The organism is Iodidimonas nitroreducens, from assembly GCA_000710935.1.
Lineage (GTDB): Bacteria > Pseudomonadota > Alphaproteobacteria > Sphingomonadales > Rhodothalassiaceae > Iodidimonas > Iodidimonas nitroreducens.
Genome location: BAYV01000005.1, coordinates 1 through 18,311, shown reverse-complemented (window position 1 = coordinate 18,311; position 18,311 = coordinate 1). Strand labels below are relative to the sequence as shown.

11 protein-coding genes and 1 other RNA gene are annotated in these 18,311 nt (G+C 53.9%); 1 reads left to right on the top strand and 11 read right to left on the bottom strand.

What is annotated here, in order from left to right:
- The first annotated feature begins 5 nt into the window (after nt 1–5).
- Entirely contained in the window at nt 6–3,134 is a 3,129-nt protein-coding gene (locus AQ1_RS01620) for an efflux RND transporter permease subunit (RefSeq protein ID WP_042083392.1), read from the top strand.
- Nucleotides 3,135–3,191: 57 nt separating this feature from the next.
- On the opposite strand, the gene AQ1_RS01615 is transcribed toward AQ1_RS01620, so the two are convergent.
- From AQ1_RS01615 to AQ1_RS01570, 11 genes are all read right to left on the bottom strand, one after another.
- Complete coding sequence (locus AQ1_RS01615) at nt 3,192–4,340, bottom strand: DUF481 domain-containing protein (RefSeq protein WP_042083388.1); 1,149 nt, start codon at nt 4,338–4,340, stop codon at nt 3,192–3,194.
- A 186-nt stretch (nt 4,341–4,526) separates the two neighbouring features.
- Nucleotides 4,527–7,217: an aconitate hydratase AcnA gene (gene acnA, locus AQ1_RS01610; protein ID WP_042083387.1), complete on the bottom strand. Its 2,691-nt coding sequence runs from the start codon at nt 7,215–7,217 to the stop codon at nt 4,527–4,529.
- Nucleotides 7,218–7,911: 694 nt separating this feature from the next.
- Nucleotides 7,912–7,987: a transfer-messenger RNA gene (gene ssrA / locus AQ1_RS01605) on the bottom strand.
- A gap of 91 nt (nt 7,988–8,078) precedes the next feature.
- Nucleotides 8,079–8,915, bottom strand: coding sequence for a heme ABC transporter ATP-binding protein (locus AQ1_RS01600; RefSeq protein ID WP_042083385.1), 837 nt, complete (start codon nt 8,913–8,915; stop codon nt 8,079–8,081).
- Nucleotides 8,916–8,917: 2 nt separating this feature from the next.
- Entirely contained in the window at nt 8,918–9,979 is a 1,062-nt protein-coding gene (locus AQ1_RS01595; protein ID WP_462686902.1) for a FecCD family ABC transporter permease, read from the bottom strand.
- Nucleotides 9,980–10,002: 23 nt separating this feature from the next.
- Nucleotides 10,003–10,887: a heme/hemin ABC transporter substrate-binding protein gene (locus AQ1_RS01590; RefSeq protein WP_052370737.1), complete on the bottom strand. Its 885-nt coding sequence runs from the start codon at nt 10,885–10,887 to the stop codon at nt 10,003–10,005.
- 11 nt (nt 10,888–10,898) lie between these two features.
- Complete coding sequence (locus AQ1_RS01585; RefSeq protein WP_042083380.1) at nt 10,899–11,960, bottom strand: hemin-degrading factor; 1,062 nt, start codon at nt 11,958–11,960, stop codon at nt 10,899–10,901.
- Between the two features lie 51 nt (nt 11,961–12,011).
- Nucleotides 12,012–12,173, bottom strand: coding sequence for a hemin uptake protein HemP (hemP, locus tag AQ1_RS14805; protein WP_081836988.1), 162 nt, complete (start codon nt 12,171–12,173; stop codon nt 12,012–12,014).
- Nucleotides 12,174–12,202: 29 nt separating this feature from the next.
- Entirely contained in the window at nt 12,203–14,272 is a 2,070-nt protein-coding gene (locus AQ1_RS01580; protein ID WP_161760369.1) for a TonB-dependent hemoglobin/transferrin/lactoferrin family receptor, read from the bottom strand.
- Between the two features lie 564 nt (nt 14,273–14,836).
- The gene (locus AQ1_RS01575; protein WP_042083374.1) at nt 14,837–15,241 is read right to left on the bottom strand and encodes a hypothetical protein; all 405 of its coding nucleotides are present in this window, start codon (nt 15,239–15,241) and stop codon (nt 14,837–14,839) included.
- 23 nt (nt 15,242–15,264) lie between these two features.
- On the bottom strand, nt 15,265–17,736 hold the full coding sequence (locus AQ1_RS01570; RefSeq protein ID WP_042083372.1) for an ABC transporter permease: 2,472 nt from the start codon (nt 17,734–17,736) through the stop codon (nt 15,265–15,267).
- Nucleotides 17,737–18,311: the final 575 nt, after the last annotated feature.

Sequence of the window (18,311 nt, the reverse complement as noted above, 5' to 3'; positions counted from 1 at the left end):
TCATCATGAACGCTTTGATAGCCTGGTGGGCAAGAAACACCGTTGCGGCCAATCTTTTGATGATGGGGATTTTGATTGCCGGGATTATGTCTTTCATCAGCATGGAACGCGAAGTCTGGCCGACATTCCGGGTGAATTGGGTCGAGATCACCGTGAGCTGGCCCGGTGCCGCCCCCCAAGAGGTTGAAGAACAAATTATTTTACACATCGAGGAATCGCTGGCCGATCTCGACAATGTGGATCGGGTGCGCTCCACCGCCTATGAGGGATTAGCGACCCTTTATATCGAGGCGGATCGCAGCATCAATATGGATCGCTTCATCAATGATGTGAAATTGCGGGTGGATGGAATTGCATCTTTGCCCCGGGATATCGAGCCGCCCCGGGTGCGGGAATTGCTGACCCGTAATGAATTGATCAGAATTGGCGTCAGCGGCGATGTTGATGAGCGTATTCTGACCAGAACCGCCGAAAAAGTGCGCGATGAGGTGGCCCTGCTGCCCGGCGTTTCGATTGTCACGCTGTTTGGCCAGCGCTCGGAAGAAGTTTCGATCGAATTGTCGGAAAATGCCTTGCGCCGCTATGGCCTGAGCTTTGATGAAGTGACCAGCGCCATCCGCGCCAGTTCGATCAATCTATCGGCAGGAAGCGTGCGCACCAGCACCGGCGATGTGCAGCTTCGCGCCCGCAATCTGGCCGATGACCAGACCGATTTCAACAAGATCATCATCCGGCAAACCCCCGATGGGGGCACCATTAGGCTGGGGGATGTGGCGCGCGTGATCGATGGCTTTGAAGATGTTAATCTGCAGGCCAGCCTGAATGGTGAACGCGCCATTCTGGTGCAGGTGATGACCGCCGAAGAAATGAATGTGGTGGTTACCTCGCAATCTGTCAGGAAATATCTGGAAACCGCACAGGAACGCATGCCCGAAGGGGTGTCGCTCATCCTCTATGCTGATGAATCCAAAGCCTATTATGATCGCATGGAAACCATTTCAAAATCCGCCTTCTATGGGCTTTTATTGGTTTTTGCGGTTTTGATCCTGAGTTTGCGGCCCAAGGTTGCTTTGTGGGTCACGATGGGGATCGCCACGGCCTATGCCGGCGCCTTCATCTTTTTGCCGGCCAATGATGTATCCCTCAATTTCCTGTCGCTCTTTGCTTTTCTGCTGGTCATCGGGGTGGTGGTGGATGATGCCATCGTGGTGGGCGAAAATATCCATGAAGAAACCGAACGCACCGGCGGCGGTGTGGATGCGGCCATTCTGGGTACTCAATTGGTCGCCAAGCCGGTGATCTATGCCGTAGCCACCACCATGATCGTTTTTGCGCCCTGGTTGTTTCTGTCTGGTTTGGAGGTTGAATTTACCCGGCATATCTCGATCATCGTGATTGCCGCTTTGAGCTTTTCCCTGATCGAAGCCCTGTTCATTCTGCCCGCCCATCTCAGCCATCTGAAGGCGCAGAAAACGGAAGGGCGCTTTGGCCGGTTCCAGAAAAAAATCGCCCAATCCATCACTCGCTTTGCCCAAGGCACTTATCGACGCTGGCTGTTTGCGGCGGTGCGCCGCCGCGGCGTCACGGCCAGCATCTTTCTGGCTCTGTTCATTCTGGCCATTGGCGTTTCATCCACATCATGGCTGAAATTCAGCTTCAATCCCGATGTTGAATCCGAACAAATCTCGGTTGATGTGACCTTGCCTGAAGGCACGCCGTTCAATCGGGCATTGGAAATTCTGGGGCAATTGCAAAAAGCTGAAAAAGCTCTGGAAGCCGAAGCCAATGAACGCATGGATGGCGCGGGCAAGCTGATTGAAAACTGGTACACCCGCGCCCGGCAGAATTCGGTTCTCGCCCTTGTGCGTCTGGCTCCCGCCGAGCAGCGCGATCTATCTGCCAAAGAGGCGGCTGATCGGTTGCGCGAATTGATCGGCGAGATCCCGGATGCTGAAAATCTTGAGATCAACTATACCCTTAATCAAAACCAGCCGGAAATCGAACTGGCGATCAATCATCCCGATATGGATGTTCTGCGCGCGGCGGTGGCGGATTTGAAAGCCCATCTCAGCACCTATGATACGGTGTTCAATATTCGCGATTCTCTGCAAACTGCGATGGAAGAGCTGCGCTTCAGCTTGAAGCCCGGCGCCCGCGAGCTTGGATTTTCTCTGGCCGAAGTGGCGCGGCAGGTGCGCCAGGCCTATTATGGCGAAGAAGTGCAGCGCCTGCCTCGGGAAGGCTCGGATGTCCGGGTTTTTGTTCGCTATCCAAAGGATGAACGGCAATCTCTTGAAAGCCTGTCGGATTTCCGCCTGCGCAATGCCGAAGGGCTGGAGGTTCCGCTTTTGAGCGTGGCGGATCTGCATTATCAGCCGGGGATCAAGCGCATTGATCGCCGCGAACGCCAAAGATCGGCGGTGATCAGTGCTGAATTGTCATCGGATATGCGCGAGCAGATCTATGGCGAACTGCGCAAGGATTTTTATCCGGCATGGGAAAAGCGCTATCCCGGGGTCAGCCGTGGGGAGATCGGTTCGGCTGAAGGTCAGGCAAAATTCATGGCCGAGATTCTCAGCCTTGAAGGCATTGCACTTTTTGCCATGTATGCCCTGATTGCTGTGGCTTTTCGCTCTTATTTCCTGCCCCTTCTGGTGATGACCGCCATCCCCTTTGGCTTTGTGGGGGCGGTTTTGGGGCATCTGCTGTTTGATATGCCGATCACCTTATTTTCCTATTTCGGGCTGGCCGCCGCCGCTGGGGTGGTGGTCAATGATAATCTGGTGCTGGTGGATTATATCGGTCGCCTGCGCGAAAAGGGAATGGGGGCGATGGATGCTTTGGTTGAAGCCGGGGTGGCCCGCTTCCGCCCCATTCTGCTCACCTCGATTACCACCTTTGTCGGTCTTATCCCGATGATGGCGGAACGCTCAACGCAGGCTCAATTCCTGAAGCCCACGGTGGTTGCCCTGTCTTTTGGGGTGCTGGTGGCGACCTTTGTGACCCTGTTTCTGGTCCCCGCCCTTTATGGCTTAGGTGAAGATATGAAACGCTTTATGAAAGGGCTGTGGACCGGGCGCAAACAGGCCCCCCTTGGCAGCCAAAGCCAATCCGAGCCGAGTGCGGCGGAATAAACGATGCGAACCCACCGCGGGGCCATGCCAGTCTCTTGGCCTGCCTCGCGGTGCAGACTATTGGAAATTATAGCCCAAACTGACGGTATAGAAGGTATCGAGCTTTTCATTGCCTAAAACCGGGCGATTATCATATTGATTGCGCAGCCCGATTTTGACGCTCCAGGCTTTATTATCGGTGACCGGGATATCGAGGGCGGCATCGCTTTGCACGCGGAAATCATTCACCGGATCAGACAGGCTGGGCAGATAAGTGAAATTATGGGTGAATAATAAACGGCCATTCAACTGGATCTTGTAATCATAGCCCAGGGATAAAATTGCTTCTTCCTCGGTGGGCGATGTTTGGAAGGCTTCAAGCTGATAACCCAAACCAAGGCGGGCTTTCAGTTCATGATCATTTTCTTGAATGAAAAAATAACCGGAGCCCAAAGTCACCACCGAGCGCAGATCGAGATCCTCGAATTCATCCTGTTCCAGCATGATTGAGCCAAAAGCAAACCAGCGTTTGGAAAAATCGCGCTCCAGACGGGCATCGCCAATCACTTCATTTTCGGTTTCCTGCCCATTTTCGCGGGCAAAGCGCCAGCCCAGAGATAGATCGAGGCGATCAAAGCTGGTTTCCCGCCGGGCCGTGGCTTTGCCATTCAAAGCGGCGCGATCGGTATTGCCGCTGGCCCCGGAAAGACCAAGCTGGGTGCGCCCGCTCCAGGCTTTATCGGGGGTCACCAGCGCTTCGGCCAGGGCCTTTTGTTCTTCTTCATGCTGCTTTTGGGCCTCCGCCAGATTATGCCGCTCGCGCTCCTCGATCTCCTGGATCACCAGGCGTTCCGGGGTGGGCTGGTCTTCGGGCCAAATGGCACTCACTTTGTCCAGATCAAGGGGCAAATTCCCCAAAGTCTCGCTCAATAAACGCTGGCCGGTTTGCGGATCATAGGCCAGCCGCCCCATGATGCGATCACCGCTGGCAAGGGAGATCATCAAAAATCCATCGCTGTTCAGCCCGGCGATCTGATCCTGAGCGATGCTGATCGTTCCGGCAAAAGCGGTTTCAACAGCCAAAGCTTTTTCATGCAGACGCTGCAATTCTCCCTCGATCCGGCTGCCATCTTCAAGATGGACCCGATCCGCCAAAGCCGAAGGGGATGATAGGACCATGAGGGCGGCCACGGAAAAGGGGGCCAGAGGAAAACAGGATCGGATCATCTCAACGCTCATTTTAAACGGGTGAACAGGGGCAAGCAGGCCAGATCGAATGGCGAGCACCCTAATCAAAGCTGGTTCCGGGCGCAATTCATGCCTTGGGTTATCTAAAAAAATAAGACAAGCCTTAAACGGAAAAGAGCGCTCCATCTCTGAAGCGCTCTTTCATCCTCAGGCGATCAATGCAAATCAGGCCGCCGTTGCCAACCGCCGCAGAACATAATGCAGGATACCGCCATTTTCATAATAGCTCACTTCATCCGCCGTATCGATCCGGCATAAAAGCGTGATGTCTTTGCTGCTGCCATCCTCATAATGAATGGTGCAGGCCACATCCTGACGCGGCTTGATTCCCTTGCCGATGCCGGTGATGTCAAAGCGTTCCTTGCCGGTCAGCTTCAGGGATTGCGCGGTCATGCCATCCTTGAACTGCAAGGGCAGAACCCCCATTCCCACCAGATTGGAGCGATGAATACGTTCAAAGGATTCCACGATCACCGCCCGCACGCCCAAAAGCCGGGTGCCCTTGGCCGCCCAATCCCGGCTGGAACCGGTGCCATATTCCTTGCCCGCCACCACCACGAGGGGGGTATCCTCGGCGGTATATTGCATTGCTGCATCATAGATCGACGTTTCTTCGCCCGAAGGATAATGCACGGTCACCCCGCCTTCGGTGCCCGGTGCCATCAGATTGCGCAGGCGGATATTGGCGAAGGTGCCGCGCATCATCACTTCATGATTGCCGCGACGCGAGCCATAGGAATTGAATTCTGCCCGTTCCACGCCATTATCGGTCAGATAGCGTCCTGCCGGGCTATCGGGCTTGATCGAACCCGCCGGGGAAATATGATCGGTGGTCACCGAATCGCCTAAAAGCGCCAGCATCCGCGCCCCTTTGATATTGCTCGTGGCTTCCGGCTCGGCTTTCATGCCCTCGAAATAAGGCGGATTTTGCACATAGGTGCTGTCATCATTCCATTCATAGGTCAGCCCCTTGGTGACCTTGATCGCCTGCCATTGCTCATCCCCGGCAAAAACATCGGCATAGCGTTTGCTGAATTGTTCGGGCGTCACGGCTTCGCGTACCACCTGTTCGATCTCGGCGCTCGATGGCCAGATATCGCGGAAATAAACGTCCTTACCATCCTGATCCGTGCCGAGCGGATCATTCATCAGATCCACCTTCATCGATCCGGCAAGGGCATAGGCCACCACCAGCGGCGGCGAGGCCAGATAATTCGCTTTCACATCGGGATTGACCCGGCCTTCAAAATTGCGATTGCCCGAAAGCACCGAGCAGGCCACCACATCATGGCTGTTCACGGCTTTTGAAATGGCTTCGGGCAGGGGGCCGGAATTGCCGATGCAGGTGGTGCAGCCATAGCCCACCAGATTGAAACCCAAAGCATCCAGATCATCCTGCAGCCCGGCTTTCAGAAGATAATCGGTCACCACCTGACTGCCCGGCGCCAGTGAGGTTTTCACCCATGGCTTCACCGAAAGTCCGCGCGCCAGAGCATTGCGCGCCACCAGCCCGGCGGCCAGCATCACGCTGGGATTGGAGGTATTGGTGCAGCTTGTGATCGCGGCAATCACCACATCGCCATGGCCGATATCGAAATCCTCGCCATCAACCTTGAAGCGCTCATCCGGGGCCTCGCCCTTTTTGAAGCTATCACGCAATTCAGTGGCAAAGGCGCTGGCCGCATCGGTAAGCAGAACACGATCCTGCGGCCGCTTGGGCCCGGCGATCGAGGGCACCACATCAGCCAGATCAAGCTCAAGCTGATCGGTGAATGCGGGATCGGGGGCGGATGGATCATGCCACATGCCCTGCGCCTTGGCATAGGCTTCGACCAAAGCCACAGTATCATCGCCCCGGCCCGAGAATTCCAGATAATCAAGGGTGGCCTGATCGATCGGGAAAAAGCCGCAGGTGGCCCCATATTCCGGAGCCATATTGGAAATGGTCGCTTTATCGGCCACCGACATATGGGCCAGACCATCGCCAAAAAATTCAACGAATTTGCCCACCACACCCTTTTTGCGGAGCATCTGGGTTACCGTCAGCACCAGATCGGTGGCGGTGGCCCCTTCGGGCAGGCGGCCCTTGATCTTGAAGCCGATCACTTCGGGAATGAGCATGGAAACCGGCTGGCCCAGCATGGCCGCTTCGGCTTCGATGCCGCCCACGCCCCAGCCCAGAACGGCCAGCGCATTGATCATCGTGGTGTGGCTATCGGTGCCCACCACGGTATCGGGATAGGCATAAAGGGTGCCATCAATCTCATTGGTCCACACTGTGCGGCCCAGATATTCCAGATTCACCTGATGGCAGATGCCGGTGCCCGGGGGCACAGCGCGGAAATTATCAAAGGCCTGCTGGCCCCAGCGCAGAAATTCATAGCGCTCTTTATTGCGCTTCATTTCCAGATCGACATTTTGTTTAAAGGCAGTTTCGCTGCCGAATTTATCGACCATCACCGAATGATCGATCACCAGATCCACGGGGGCGAGCGGATTGATCTTTTGCGGATCGCCGCCCAGCGCCTTCATCGCGCCGCGCATCGCCGCCAGATCGACCACGGCGGGCACGCCGGTGAAATCCTGCATCAAAACCCGCGCCGGGCGATAGGCGATTTCCCGATCCGAGCGCCGATCTTTCAGCCAATCCGCCACGGCCTGCACATCATCACTGGTCACGGTCTGGCCGTCTTCACAGCGCAGCATATTTTCCAGCAAAACCTTCAGGGAAAAGGGCAGGCGCGAGACATCGCCAATTTTTTCCGCCGCTTTTTTCAAGGAGAAATAGGCATATTCTTTGCCGTTGGCGGTAAGGGTATCGCGGGTTTTAAGGGTATCTTGGCCTACGGTGGACATGCTGCCTCCTGAAATTGCGTTTGATCCAAATGGCAAATGGACGGCTCTGCCAAAGCAGAGCCAAACACCATCGAAATCAGAACGAGACTGTTTGCTGTGCTGTTAATGCAAAATATCAGGACTTATCTCAAGATGAATCGCACCAAGTTCACAAAGCCTCAACCAAAAGTGCAGTGACCGTGACCCATAAGATCGCCATATTATAGATGCGGATCAACATATTTTGGTCCCGTTCCGGCCATGATGGCCTGCTTGGCTATGAAATCGGAACAACAGTGTCAGGCCTATCAGCCATCGGCAGCATTTGAAATTCTATTATGGCGTGCCGATCCACGATGTGCCTTGATGAGAGGAGGCTTAGATGATGGTTTTTCAGCGCAATCGACTGACAACGGCCAGCCGCTTTCTGGCTCTCATCTGGTTTGTCGCCTATAGCGGCCTTGTGGCTGCCCTCATCCTGATCGCCCTCTAAGGTCCGCCAGAAGGCCCATCAGAACCGCGCACGAGCCCGGCCCTTTTTGTCTGTCGTCTTACCGGTCTTGCCTGTCTCGGACCTGATCCGGGAACCCGGGTCTATCTGGTGAAGGGCTTGTGCGTGTGAAAGATGGATCCCGGCTCGGGGGCCGGGATGACGATATTTGGTGGTGGAGCCCCAGAGAGTCTATCATCCGAGGCGATCAGCATTTTGATAAAATGGTGGAGCCGAGGGGAATCGAACCCCTGACCTCAGCAGTGCGATTGCTGCGCTCTCCCAACTGAGCTACGGCCCCTAAAGGATTGCCCGGCCCTAGCAGAGCCAAGCGGTGCGGACCATAAGCATCTGCCGCGCCCCGCGCAAGAGATATTCTGTGCCCATAGGCATCAGGGGAGGGTCATGGCTCTCTCATGTTTGAGGGAAGGGGGATGATAATGGGGGGCAATCACCGGCCGCCCCGGTCCATGAGGCTGCAAAAGCGCCACATCCATGCCCCACACATCCCGAATGTTCGCGCGGGTCAGCACCTTTTCGGGTCGTCCTTGGGCGATCAGGCGGCCGCTTTCTAAAATGGCCAGATGATCGGCAAAGGCGCTCGCCTGATTGAGATCATGGAGAATGGCAAAAACGCCATAGCCCTGGGCTGCAAAGTCTTTTGCCACGCTGAGCAGGGCAATCTGCTGGCCGGGATCAAGGGCGCTGGTGGGTTCATCGAGCAAAAGATAGCTGGGGCTATTCTTTGCTTGCGGCGGGCTTTCGGGCCAGATCTGGGCCAGCACCCGGGCCAACTGCACCCGCTGGCGTTCGCCGCCGGATAAGGTGGGAAAGGGTCGGTCGGCCAGATGGCTGACCCGGGTGCGCGCCAACGCCTGCCAGATGATGCGCTGGGCATGAGGAGAGGCGGGGCGTTCGCCATGGGGCAGCCGCCCCAGAGCCGCAATATCGAAGACGGTGAAATTGAAGCTGATATCAGAGCTTTGAGGCAGGATGGCGCGGCATTGAGACAGCGCGCGGCTGTTCCAGGCCGATAGCGGCCTGCCGCCCAGACTGACGCTGCCCCTATGTGGTGCGATCTCCCCTGCCAGCAAGCGCAGGGCGGTGGATTTGCCCGCCCCATTCGGGCCGATGAGAACGGTGAGCCTGCCCGGCACGATCTGGAGCGAGACGCGATCCAGAATAGGGGCATCGCCCCGGCTGAAGGAGACATCATCAAGCATCAGCATGATCAGAACCTTCCTGAATGATAGCGGAATAAAAGCCACAGAAATGCAGGCCCGCCCAAAGCGCTGGTCACAAGGCCGATGGGCAGTTCGGCGGGGCTGATGAGGGTGCGGGCCAAAAGATCGGCCATCAGCATCAAAAAGGCCCCCAGCAAAGCCGAGGCGGGGAGAACAGTGCGATGATCAGGGCCGATGATCGTGCGCACCAGATGCGGCACCACCAGCCCCACAAAGCTGATGATGCCCGAGACGGCGACCGCCGCCCCAACCATGAGCGCCGTTGCCACGATCATCACACGGGCAAGGCTTTGGGTCTTGATGCCCAGATGCCCCGCCTCGGCACTGCCAAGAAGATAGGCATCGAGCGCCATGGCGCGGCTGAGGATGGTGATGCCCCCGATGGTGATCAGAACAAGGGCCGGGAGGGTCGCCGTCCAGCTTGCATGACCAAGCCCCCCCATCAGCCAAAAGCTGAGTAGGCGCAATTGGGTATCATCGCTGGCATATTGAAAGATGCCGATCCCGGCACCCGCCACCGCATTGATTGCGATGCCAACCAGCAGCATGGTGGCAACCGGATCGCCGGGAAGGCGGCGGGCCAGACCATGAATCAGAGCCGTGGCCAAAAGCCCGCCACCAAAGGCGGCCAGCGGCAGGGCATAAGGGGTAAGATCAAATGAGGCGATATAGAAAGATCCCCCGCCCAGAACGATCATCGCTACCGCAGCTAGGGCTGCCCCCGCTGAAACGCCCACCAGACCGGGTTCAGCCAGTGGATTGCGAAATAATCCCTGTAAGGCCGCACCCGCCAGCGCCAATCCTGCTCCCACCCCCAATCCCGTGAAAACGCGGGGCAGCCGGATTGCCAGCACAATCGCTTCATCCTGCGCACTGAAGCTGCCGGGCAGATCAAGCCCTATTTGCGCGCCAAGGATGGCGAGCAATCGCAGGGGCGGAATCCCATAGCTGCCGATGCCGATATTGGCGATGATGGCGATCACCAGCGCCATCACCAGAAAGGCCAGCAAGCGGTGCTTTTGCATCCGTTTTTGGGTGATCTTGTCCATCAGTTCTCTTGCGGGGATGGGGGTCATGGCGCTGCAGGCTGATGACGGGCCCCGTGCAGTCGATCCATGAGGGTGGTGATGGCATCGGGGGTGCGCGGCCCGAACCCAAGCAGCAAAAGCCCATCCATGGCAATCAACTGGCCATTGCGCCCGGCAGGGGTAAAGCGGATAGATGGTAGAGTCAGGATGGTGTCTTTGCCGCCCGCTTCTGTCACGGCATGGCTCATCATCAAAAGGGCACCAGGGACGGCGGCGGCAGTGGCTTCGGGCGAAAGCGGTTTATAGCCTTCAAAGGAAACGGCATTGTCTGCGCCCGCCATGCGGATGATCTCATCGGCATGGGTGTTTCGGCCTGCCGCCACCGGGGCCCCCGCTGCAACCGATAGCAGGAATAAAACCCGGGGTTTTGTACCGATGGCGGCGTGGGATTTCTGGATGGCGACAAACCGGGCATCCAGATGATCGGCAAGGATGCGCCCGGCGTCTTCGCGCTTTAAGGCTTTGGCAATATCGCGGACCCGTGCGCCGATCGAAGCGGCCCCTTTGGCTTCGGCGATCCTTTTGATACAGACACCCGTGCTTTCCACCTGCTGTAAAACAACGGGCGGGCCAGCCCCGGGATCGGCAAGGATCAGATCGGGGGCTAAAGATAACAACCCTTCGGCCCCAAGCTGCCGATAATAGCCGACATCGGGCAATTTGGTGGCAGCTTGTGGATAGCGCGAGGTGCTATCCACAGCCACGAGGCGATCCCCCGCACCAAGGGCATAAACGATTTCGGTGACCGCGCCCCCCAAAGCGATCACCCTTTGGCCTTCACTGTTGCAGGCCAAGGCCGGTGGGGCGAGAAGGGCCATGGAGGCCATCAAATGAAGGGCGATGCCAAAACCAAAGCGCGCTTTTTTCATTGTGCCCCACCTCATTCAATGAGCGCCGCGCATAGATCGGTCCAGCCTGATCGCTCCTGTTCGCCGGGTTTGCGTTCGCCAAACATCGAGAGAATCGGCTGATCCTTCGCATCGAACAGCTCAAGCGAGGTGACGATGCCATCACGGGTGGGTTTTCTGACCACCCAGGCGCGGGCGATGGCATCTTCCCGCACATGGAGATTAAAGCCGGGATCGAGAATATTGAGCCAGCCTTGGTGATCGACGATCCGGGTGATCGGCCCGCTATGAATCTGGATGCAGCCTTTATTGCCGACGAAAATCATGATCGGCAATTGGCTGGCCGCAGAGCTTTTTAGGGCCGTGCGAAAGGCATCCGCCCCAAGGGGAAAGGCGAGATCGGGGCCAACCAATCGAAAGGCCTGCTGTCGACGAACTCCGAAATCGCGCAGGAGATCAATGAAATCATGGGTATCTTGCAAAGCCAGCCAATGCTGGCGCAGCCTTTGGGCCTTGATCTGCCGGTCGGGGATTTCCGGGGGCATCGGCGCGGGCGAGGCCGTTTCAATGGTGGTGCGCTGATCTTCGGCAGAAAAGCGGGCAACCAGATCGTCATAGGCCCTTTGATCGCTCGTATCACCCAGATAGATTTTGTGTACCGATGTGCCCGCCAGATCAAAGAATTGCAAGCTGCGGCGCGGCCCTTTTCTGGTGGTTTCGGTGACGGCAAAGCCATGGTGCCAATGGCTGAAGAAAATCCGCAGATCGATGGCCCGATTGACGACCAGTGCATGGCCCGGGCTGATCGATATCTTGCCAAAACGGCCGGTTTTTTCATGCACCGCATGATCATTGCGGGTGATGCATAAAATATCGCCCAATGCGGGCAGGGATTTGATCAGTTGGCCCCAGTCTCCGGCCAGCCGGATCGCGCTTTCACCCACTGCGGTTGCCAGCAGTTCCGCTTCGCTTGCCCCAAGTTCCCGGGCGGCCTGACGAATGCGGATATTGGGATGCGTGCTTTGGAATATTTGCCAGCGCATCTTGAGATGGGTTGCGGCTTCAAGTGGCAGACTTTTGGATGCTGTGGCCATCAGATTTTGTCCTTGGCATAAGGGGGGGGTATGAACAGTTTGGCGGCGGCTTTATTTGGTCAGGATCAGCTTTTCCTGTGCCGTTAGCCGCAGATGATATTCGCTGTTGTTGTGGATGATGATGATCTCGCGCCCGCCGCGCAAAAGCGTGTCGCTGGCAATGCGCGGTGGCGGTTGATCCGGCTGATCCTTGCGGGCGGGTTTTGAGGTCATGTGTGGCTCCTTATTATTAAGGGTCTTGATCAGAACTGCCGGGAGAGGGTAAGGCGCACGCTGCGGCCCGGTTGGCGAATGACCGTGGGATGGATCGAGAAGGTTTCATCAAACAGATTATCGATCCCGATGGTCATCACGGTGCCTTCCAGCATAGCGGGCAAAACGCCCCTCTGCGGCGACCAGTTGGCAAAAAGATCAACCGTTTCATAGCTTTCGGTGGTCACACTGCCGTCTGGCACATCATTTTGCGCAGCGGCGATGCTGGCCCGGCCCCCCACCTGCCAGCCATATCGGGGGAGCTTGGCCTTCAGGCTGAAGGTGAGGCTATCCTGGGGGATCGACCCAAGCCCTGAGCCCGTATCGCGGTTATCGCCATCAACGGTAAAGCCGCTGACCGAGGCAGAAAAAATGGGGCTGTCATAGGTTATTTCGCCTTCAAATCCACTGAGCCGCGCCCGGATATTGACATTGGTGGTAGAGCCAAAAAAGGTGATCGGCCCCAAAGGTGGCGTGAAAACCGGCGGTTTTGCGGGATCGATGAAGGTAACCACGGTATCGACGAAATTATCGATATCGGATGAGAAATAATTGCCGCTGATCTCGAAGCTGTCTTTGGCCATGAAAAGCCCCCGCTGCCTGATCCGCGCCCCGGCTTCAAAACTTTCAGCATCTTCGGGGTCCAGCAGGGGGGTTGGGCGGAATTCATTGATGACTAAAGTATTGGGCCCCAGCCCATTGGGGATGGTGAAATGAACGCCATCATTGAACAGCTCGCTTAAAGATGGCGCGCGAAAAGCCTGCGCCCAGCCGCCCCACAGATAAAGCCATTCGGTGGGTTTGATGCCGATGGAAAAGCGCGGCGAGGCATCGGTTTCCGTGCGTTTGGCAAAATTGCCTTCGGGGCGCATTTCAAAACTGTCGATGCGGATGCCGGGCACAAGGGAAAGGATGCCATCAAACAGATCGATTTCAGCCTGAGCATAGCCTGCGATGAAGCTGCGTTCGGCATCGGGAAATTCGATCCGGGCGGCACCATTGCGGGTGCCCGATTGGCTGTCTTCGAAAAATTCAAAGCCATAAGTGAGGGCGATTTTCGTATTTCGAGCCGGGATGAGGCGGGTGCTATTGTGCAGATCGATGCCGAAGCTTTCAAATTCGGATTGATCGAGCCGCCCGTCGATGAAGCGATCTTCCGTGATGTCGATGCTTTGATAATAGGCGCTGGCCCCGAAATCGAGCCAGGGATGATCCGGGTCGGCGTAGCTGTATTGGCTGCGCAGGGCATATTCGGTGCTATCGCGATCCACCACGGTGGAAGGGCTTGAAATATCGTCGGCCGCCGTGGGGTTATTGCCATCATTGTCAAAAACCTCGGCAGTGATTTCGATGCGGTGATGCTCGGCAGGGGTGATGCCAAGCTTTAAAAGCCCATTCAGCAGACGATCACGGCTATCGAGGATGGTTTCGCCACTGCCATCTTCCAGATCGTCGAAAACCTCGCGATAGATGATATTGGCGAAGGCATCGATCTTGCCAGACCGGCCAAAAAGCCCGCCTGATGCGAGAAATTCATTGCCATTCCCCTGATAACCCAGCTTGGCCCGGCCCCCCAGATCATCGCCGGCGGCAAGCAGATCATCCGCGCCCTTGGTTTCAAGGGAGATCACGCCGCCGAGGGCCCCGCTGCCATAAAGGGCCGAGGCACTGCCGCGCACCACTTCGATGCGCTGCACGAGATCGGGATCGACAAAAAACCGGCCCCGATGGGCCAGATCGAAATTCTGCCGTGCTCCATCGATGCGCAGTACCAGTTGCTGATCGGAAAAGCCGCGAATCGAGGGTTCTTCGGCAATCCGCCGGGCACCGCCCTGAATGGCAAGACCGGGGGTGCCTTCAAACACATCGGCATAGCTGAAGGGCTGAAACAGCTGGATGTCACTGCCATCAATCACCGAAACCGAAAATGGGGTGGTAAAGATCGGCCGTTCTGTGCGGGTGGCCGTGACGGTGATTTCCTCGATGCCTTCATGGGCGGCCATGCTGGTCAGCCGGGCGGTCCTTTGGCTCTCGTCAGTTCCTGACGTTTCATCTGCCATGGCCTCATTGATGAGCAAGCAGGTGCCCAAAGCCACGCACGCGCCAGCCGGCCTTAATTGTTTTGATAGATGCCTGATCCCCATAGCCCGTTCTCCCTTCCAAGCCCGCTCTTGAGCAGCGGTTCAAAACTGTTGAGGCTTGGCTGGCAGACCATCGAGCAGACCATCGCGGCGGCTGGCTGAGCATGATGCCGGGCGGCTTTGATCAACGCACCCGGCGATCTGCTTTTAATAATGCGAACGATTCTTATTTGCAATGAAAATCTGTGATGAAATGAGGCCGCATGGTCTGCGCGCAGGCGCCTACAAGGCCAGGAAGGGGCGCGGTGTGCGCAGGGCACTTTTCAATATGACGGCAGAAAACCGACTACGGGCTATAGGTCAGGATTGTATTTTTGCCCAATTTTGAAAACACTTGTCCCGAATTGTTCGGTCTGATTCTGGCAGGGCAGCTAGAGCGATTTCGAGCGGAGTGGGGTCACGACGCGGCCAGGAAATCGCGTTCAAACAGATATTTAGAGCATTTGATCCGATCCACTTTGATCGGAAAATGCTCTAAGGACTTCATTGGGCCTCGGGCTTCTTTCTGAGGACGAGTTCACCAATGACTTTATCCAACATTTCGACTGACAGAGGCCCTTGAAGGGTTTTTCCTGTCAGTTCACCATCGAATTTCAGTGGCAAGCCGGACGTATTAAGCTGAAAGATGACGGATGGCGGATTGAAAACGACATTCGTGATGGGTGTAGACTGACCATCGCCTTCACTGACGATGTGCGCCTCATAGGCACCCGTGTCATTGACCTCAAATTCAATGTTTATATCGAGCGCGTTGCCGCCTAGGCGCATTTCTCCACCCCAAATGCCTGCTAACCCGTTTGGCTGGTGATCTTCTTGCTGGGCATTGCTAGTAAAGGCGTAAATTGAAAGAAGCGCCGAACAAAACAGAACTTTAAATGCTTCACGCATTAGCTATTCCTTTTTTGATGTTATCATTCGTTAATATTTAAAGTTTTTAAAACAGAGATATTTGATATAATTGTATATATAACAGAAAATACTGAAATGCAGGATATTATTACAATTAAATAAGATGTCATAAAATGTGTAATACTTATATCTACGCTATCAATACGTTCATTTAACCAGTTAGCGTTCCATGCATAGGCGGCAAAACTTCCCAGTGTACATGCCAACAAAATATTATAAATATATTTTCTTATAATAAATAAAGTAACAGAAAAAACATCTGCACCCATAAGACGCCTGATGCATATTTCCTTAATGGATTTAATCATTGACCGATAAATCATTGAAAATAATCCTGTTACTGCAACGAGCATGAACATCACTGTGGAAATTATGACAATTTCTATATTGTTCTTTTTTTCGCTTTGCATTTGGTTATAATGAAATTTCAGCGTATTGATGCTTATTTCTTCAATATCCTTAAATGACGGCAAGCGCTGTATGACAGTATTTTTAAATTCAGGTATATCCAAAGAATGATCGGTTTTAATATAGTAAGATTTATTTTTAAATTTATCGGGCATCACGAAAAAATAGAATCTCTCCGCATTTAAATCCCCAAAATAGAGATTATCCACGACACCGATGATACGCAGGGGCGTGAGTCCCGAAGCAATATCGAAAAACGTTATGATTTCTCCCAGTGCCTTTTCAGGGGTTTCGAGCCCAAGTTTTTCGACCGTCGAGCGGGTAATGACAACAGATCGGATTGCGCCGGACTGATCATCAGTCTTGTAGAAATCAAGCGATCGTTCAGCGGAAAACCATCTTCCGGCGATAACATCAATGTCAAAAACTGTGTCAAAATGCTCTGCGACCGAAATTTCGGAGGCATTGAACATCAGATCTTCAAACGTCTTGATATGCCCAAGTCCGATTGGTGTCGCTGACTCCAGCTTTCCGGGAATGGACGGAGAAGAACTGGTCAGATACAGGCCCGATTGATTGACAACCGCGTTGCGCAATATATCCTCCGAGACGGTTTCTTTAGTGTTGAAATCGATACGGAATATTTGTGACGTATCAAAACCACGATCAAATTTTAGTATTCTGATGTAATCATTATAATGTATGATCGATGTGATCGTGATAAAGAAAATAACAACGAATTGTATGAATAATAAAATTTGATTATTAAATATATTTTTTTTAAAGACGCCTATTTTGTATTTTTGACCAATATAAATGGTTTTCAGCGCCCCATAAATTGACAATATGATTGAGTATATAGTTATGAATGATGTCGTCATTAAAAATATAAAAACATATTTTGTATTTATTTCTCCTAATTTTATTAGGGTTAATTTTTCCAGGAATGGAACCGAAAAATATATAAACGCTGCTGCTATTGTCGATATGATGATCATCAAAGCAAAAATTTCAGTAAAGATATTTATAAAAATATCTGAAAATTTAGCACCATAGATCTTATGGATATAGAAGCTTTTTTCTCGACTTCCAATTTTGGAAATTTCAATATTCGTCATATTGAATAAACAGATAAAAATAAGCATAACAGATATATACAGGAAGGATTTCACCAGATCACCGTTCCCATAGTCCTTCATTCCATCTGGTGCAATACGGCCGGATTCCGGATGCAAATGAAGGCTGTTAACAGGAAGGACACGAACCCGAGGATAGTTTGAATCTCCCGGCCCGCCAAATTTTGCAAGTGGACTTAGGCGCTTCAGGATCTCGGCTGTTTCCTGTTCGAGAGATGCTTTTGAATGCCTGCCATGGGTTTCCACATAAGTCAGAGCATTATTTGTCAACCAGTTGTCGTCGCCTGTCCCTGCAAATCCGGATAGTGGCGAGGTTATGGGTAACAGCAGGCCCCGAAACCGGAAATGCGTATTTGTTGGCAGGTCTGCCAGAACGGCGCCCACAGTGAGAACCACGCCGTTATCCACTTCGATGGTCCGCCCGACGACATCGGTGGATCCAAAAACGCGCAACGCCTCGTCTTGTGTCATGATGGCACGCATTGGGTCTGCCAGCGCCTCTTGCGCGGACCCCGCGATCACGGGAAATGGAAACACCTCGAAAAAGGTCTCGTCCAAAAACTGTGCGGTTACGGTGATGTCTTCATTTGGCGGAGCGTAATGAAGGTTTTTCGGGAGGGAAACCAATCTGGTAACGTGCCGCACGCCTCTAATGTTGGATTGAAGTGCGTTTGCTAAAGCCGGCGGCGATGTTGGGAGAATAATATCCTCCCCGCCCCCATTAAGGTTCGTTAAATCAATCTCCACCCGAAAAATGCGATCAGGATTTTCCAGCCAATCCTCATAACCGGTTTCATGACTATAAAGCAAAAGGGACAGACCGAGCGCGAACACGCCGATGAGAAGCCCGCCAAGACCGATTGTCCGGCTGATATCGAACTGTTTCAGTTGGCGAAATGTCTGGCGGAGGATCAGGCTGTTAAGCACCATTTCAATCTTGGCCTTTATCTGGGGCCGCAGGCGCCAAAAGCACCCGCAGCTTTTATTTTACAGTATGACTAAAGGTCAAGAACTGCGGAGTTGCAAATCGTTGTTGTGCCATCCGACGCGCAGATAACAATAATTACATCCGTGCCAATTTCTACGACAGCATTTGCCTGATTTGCCAGACCGAGACTTCCAGCACCAAAGTTAAAAGCGCTTGTAAGGAGAGTTTTGAGCGTTCTCATGCTAATTTATTTTATTTTTGAAGTTTGTGTTCATGGCCACGCACCATCTTAATGGCTGCAAAACTGTCGACATATTCGTTTTAATCTACTCCCAACGCCCGTCAACGCCGTCAGCGCACGCTTCACATCTATTTGATCATGAATATGTGGAGACTATTTTTGGATGCCAGATACAGGTTCTGGACATTATTCAGCTTGGCAATAAAAGATATGTTTGACGTATCGAGTATTTTCGATTCACGCCTAGACAGAGCGTTGCTCTCCTGAGGCATCATGCGCGCATACGAAAGAAGCTTGTGCGGGGGTAATCCCCCCTGTAATTAAGGGGGTTTAAAA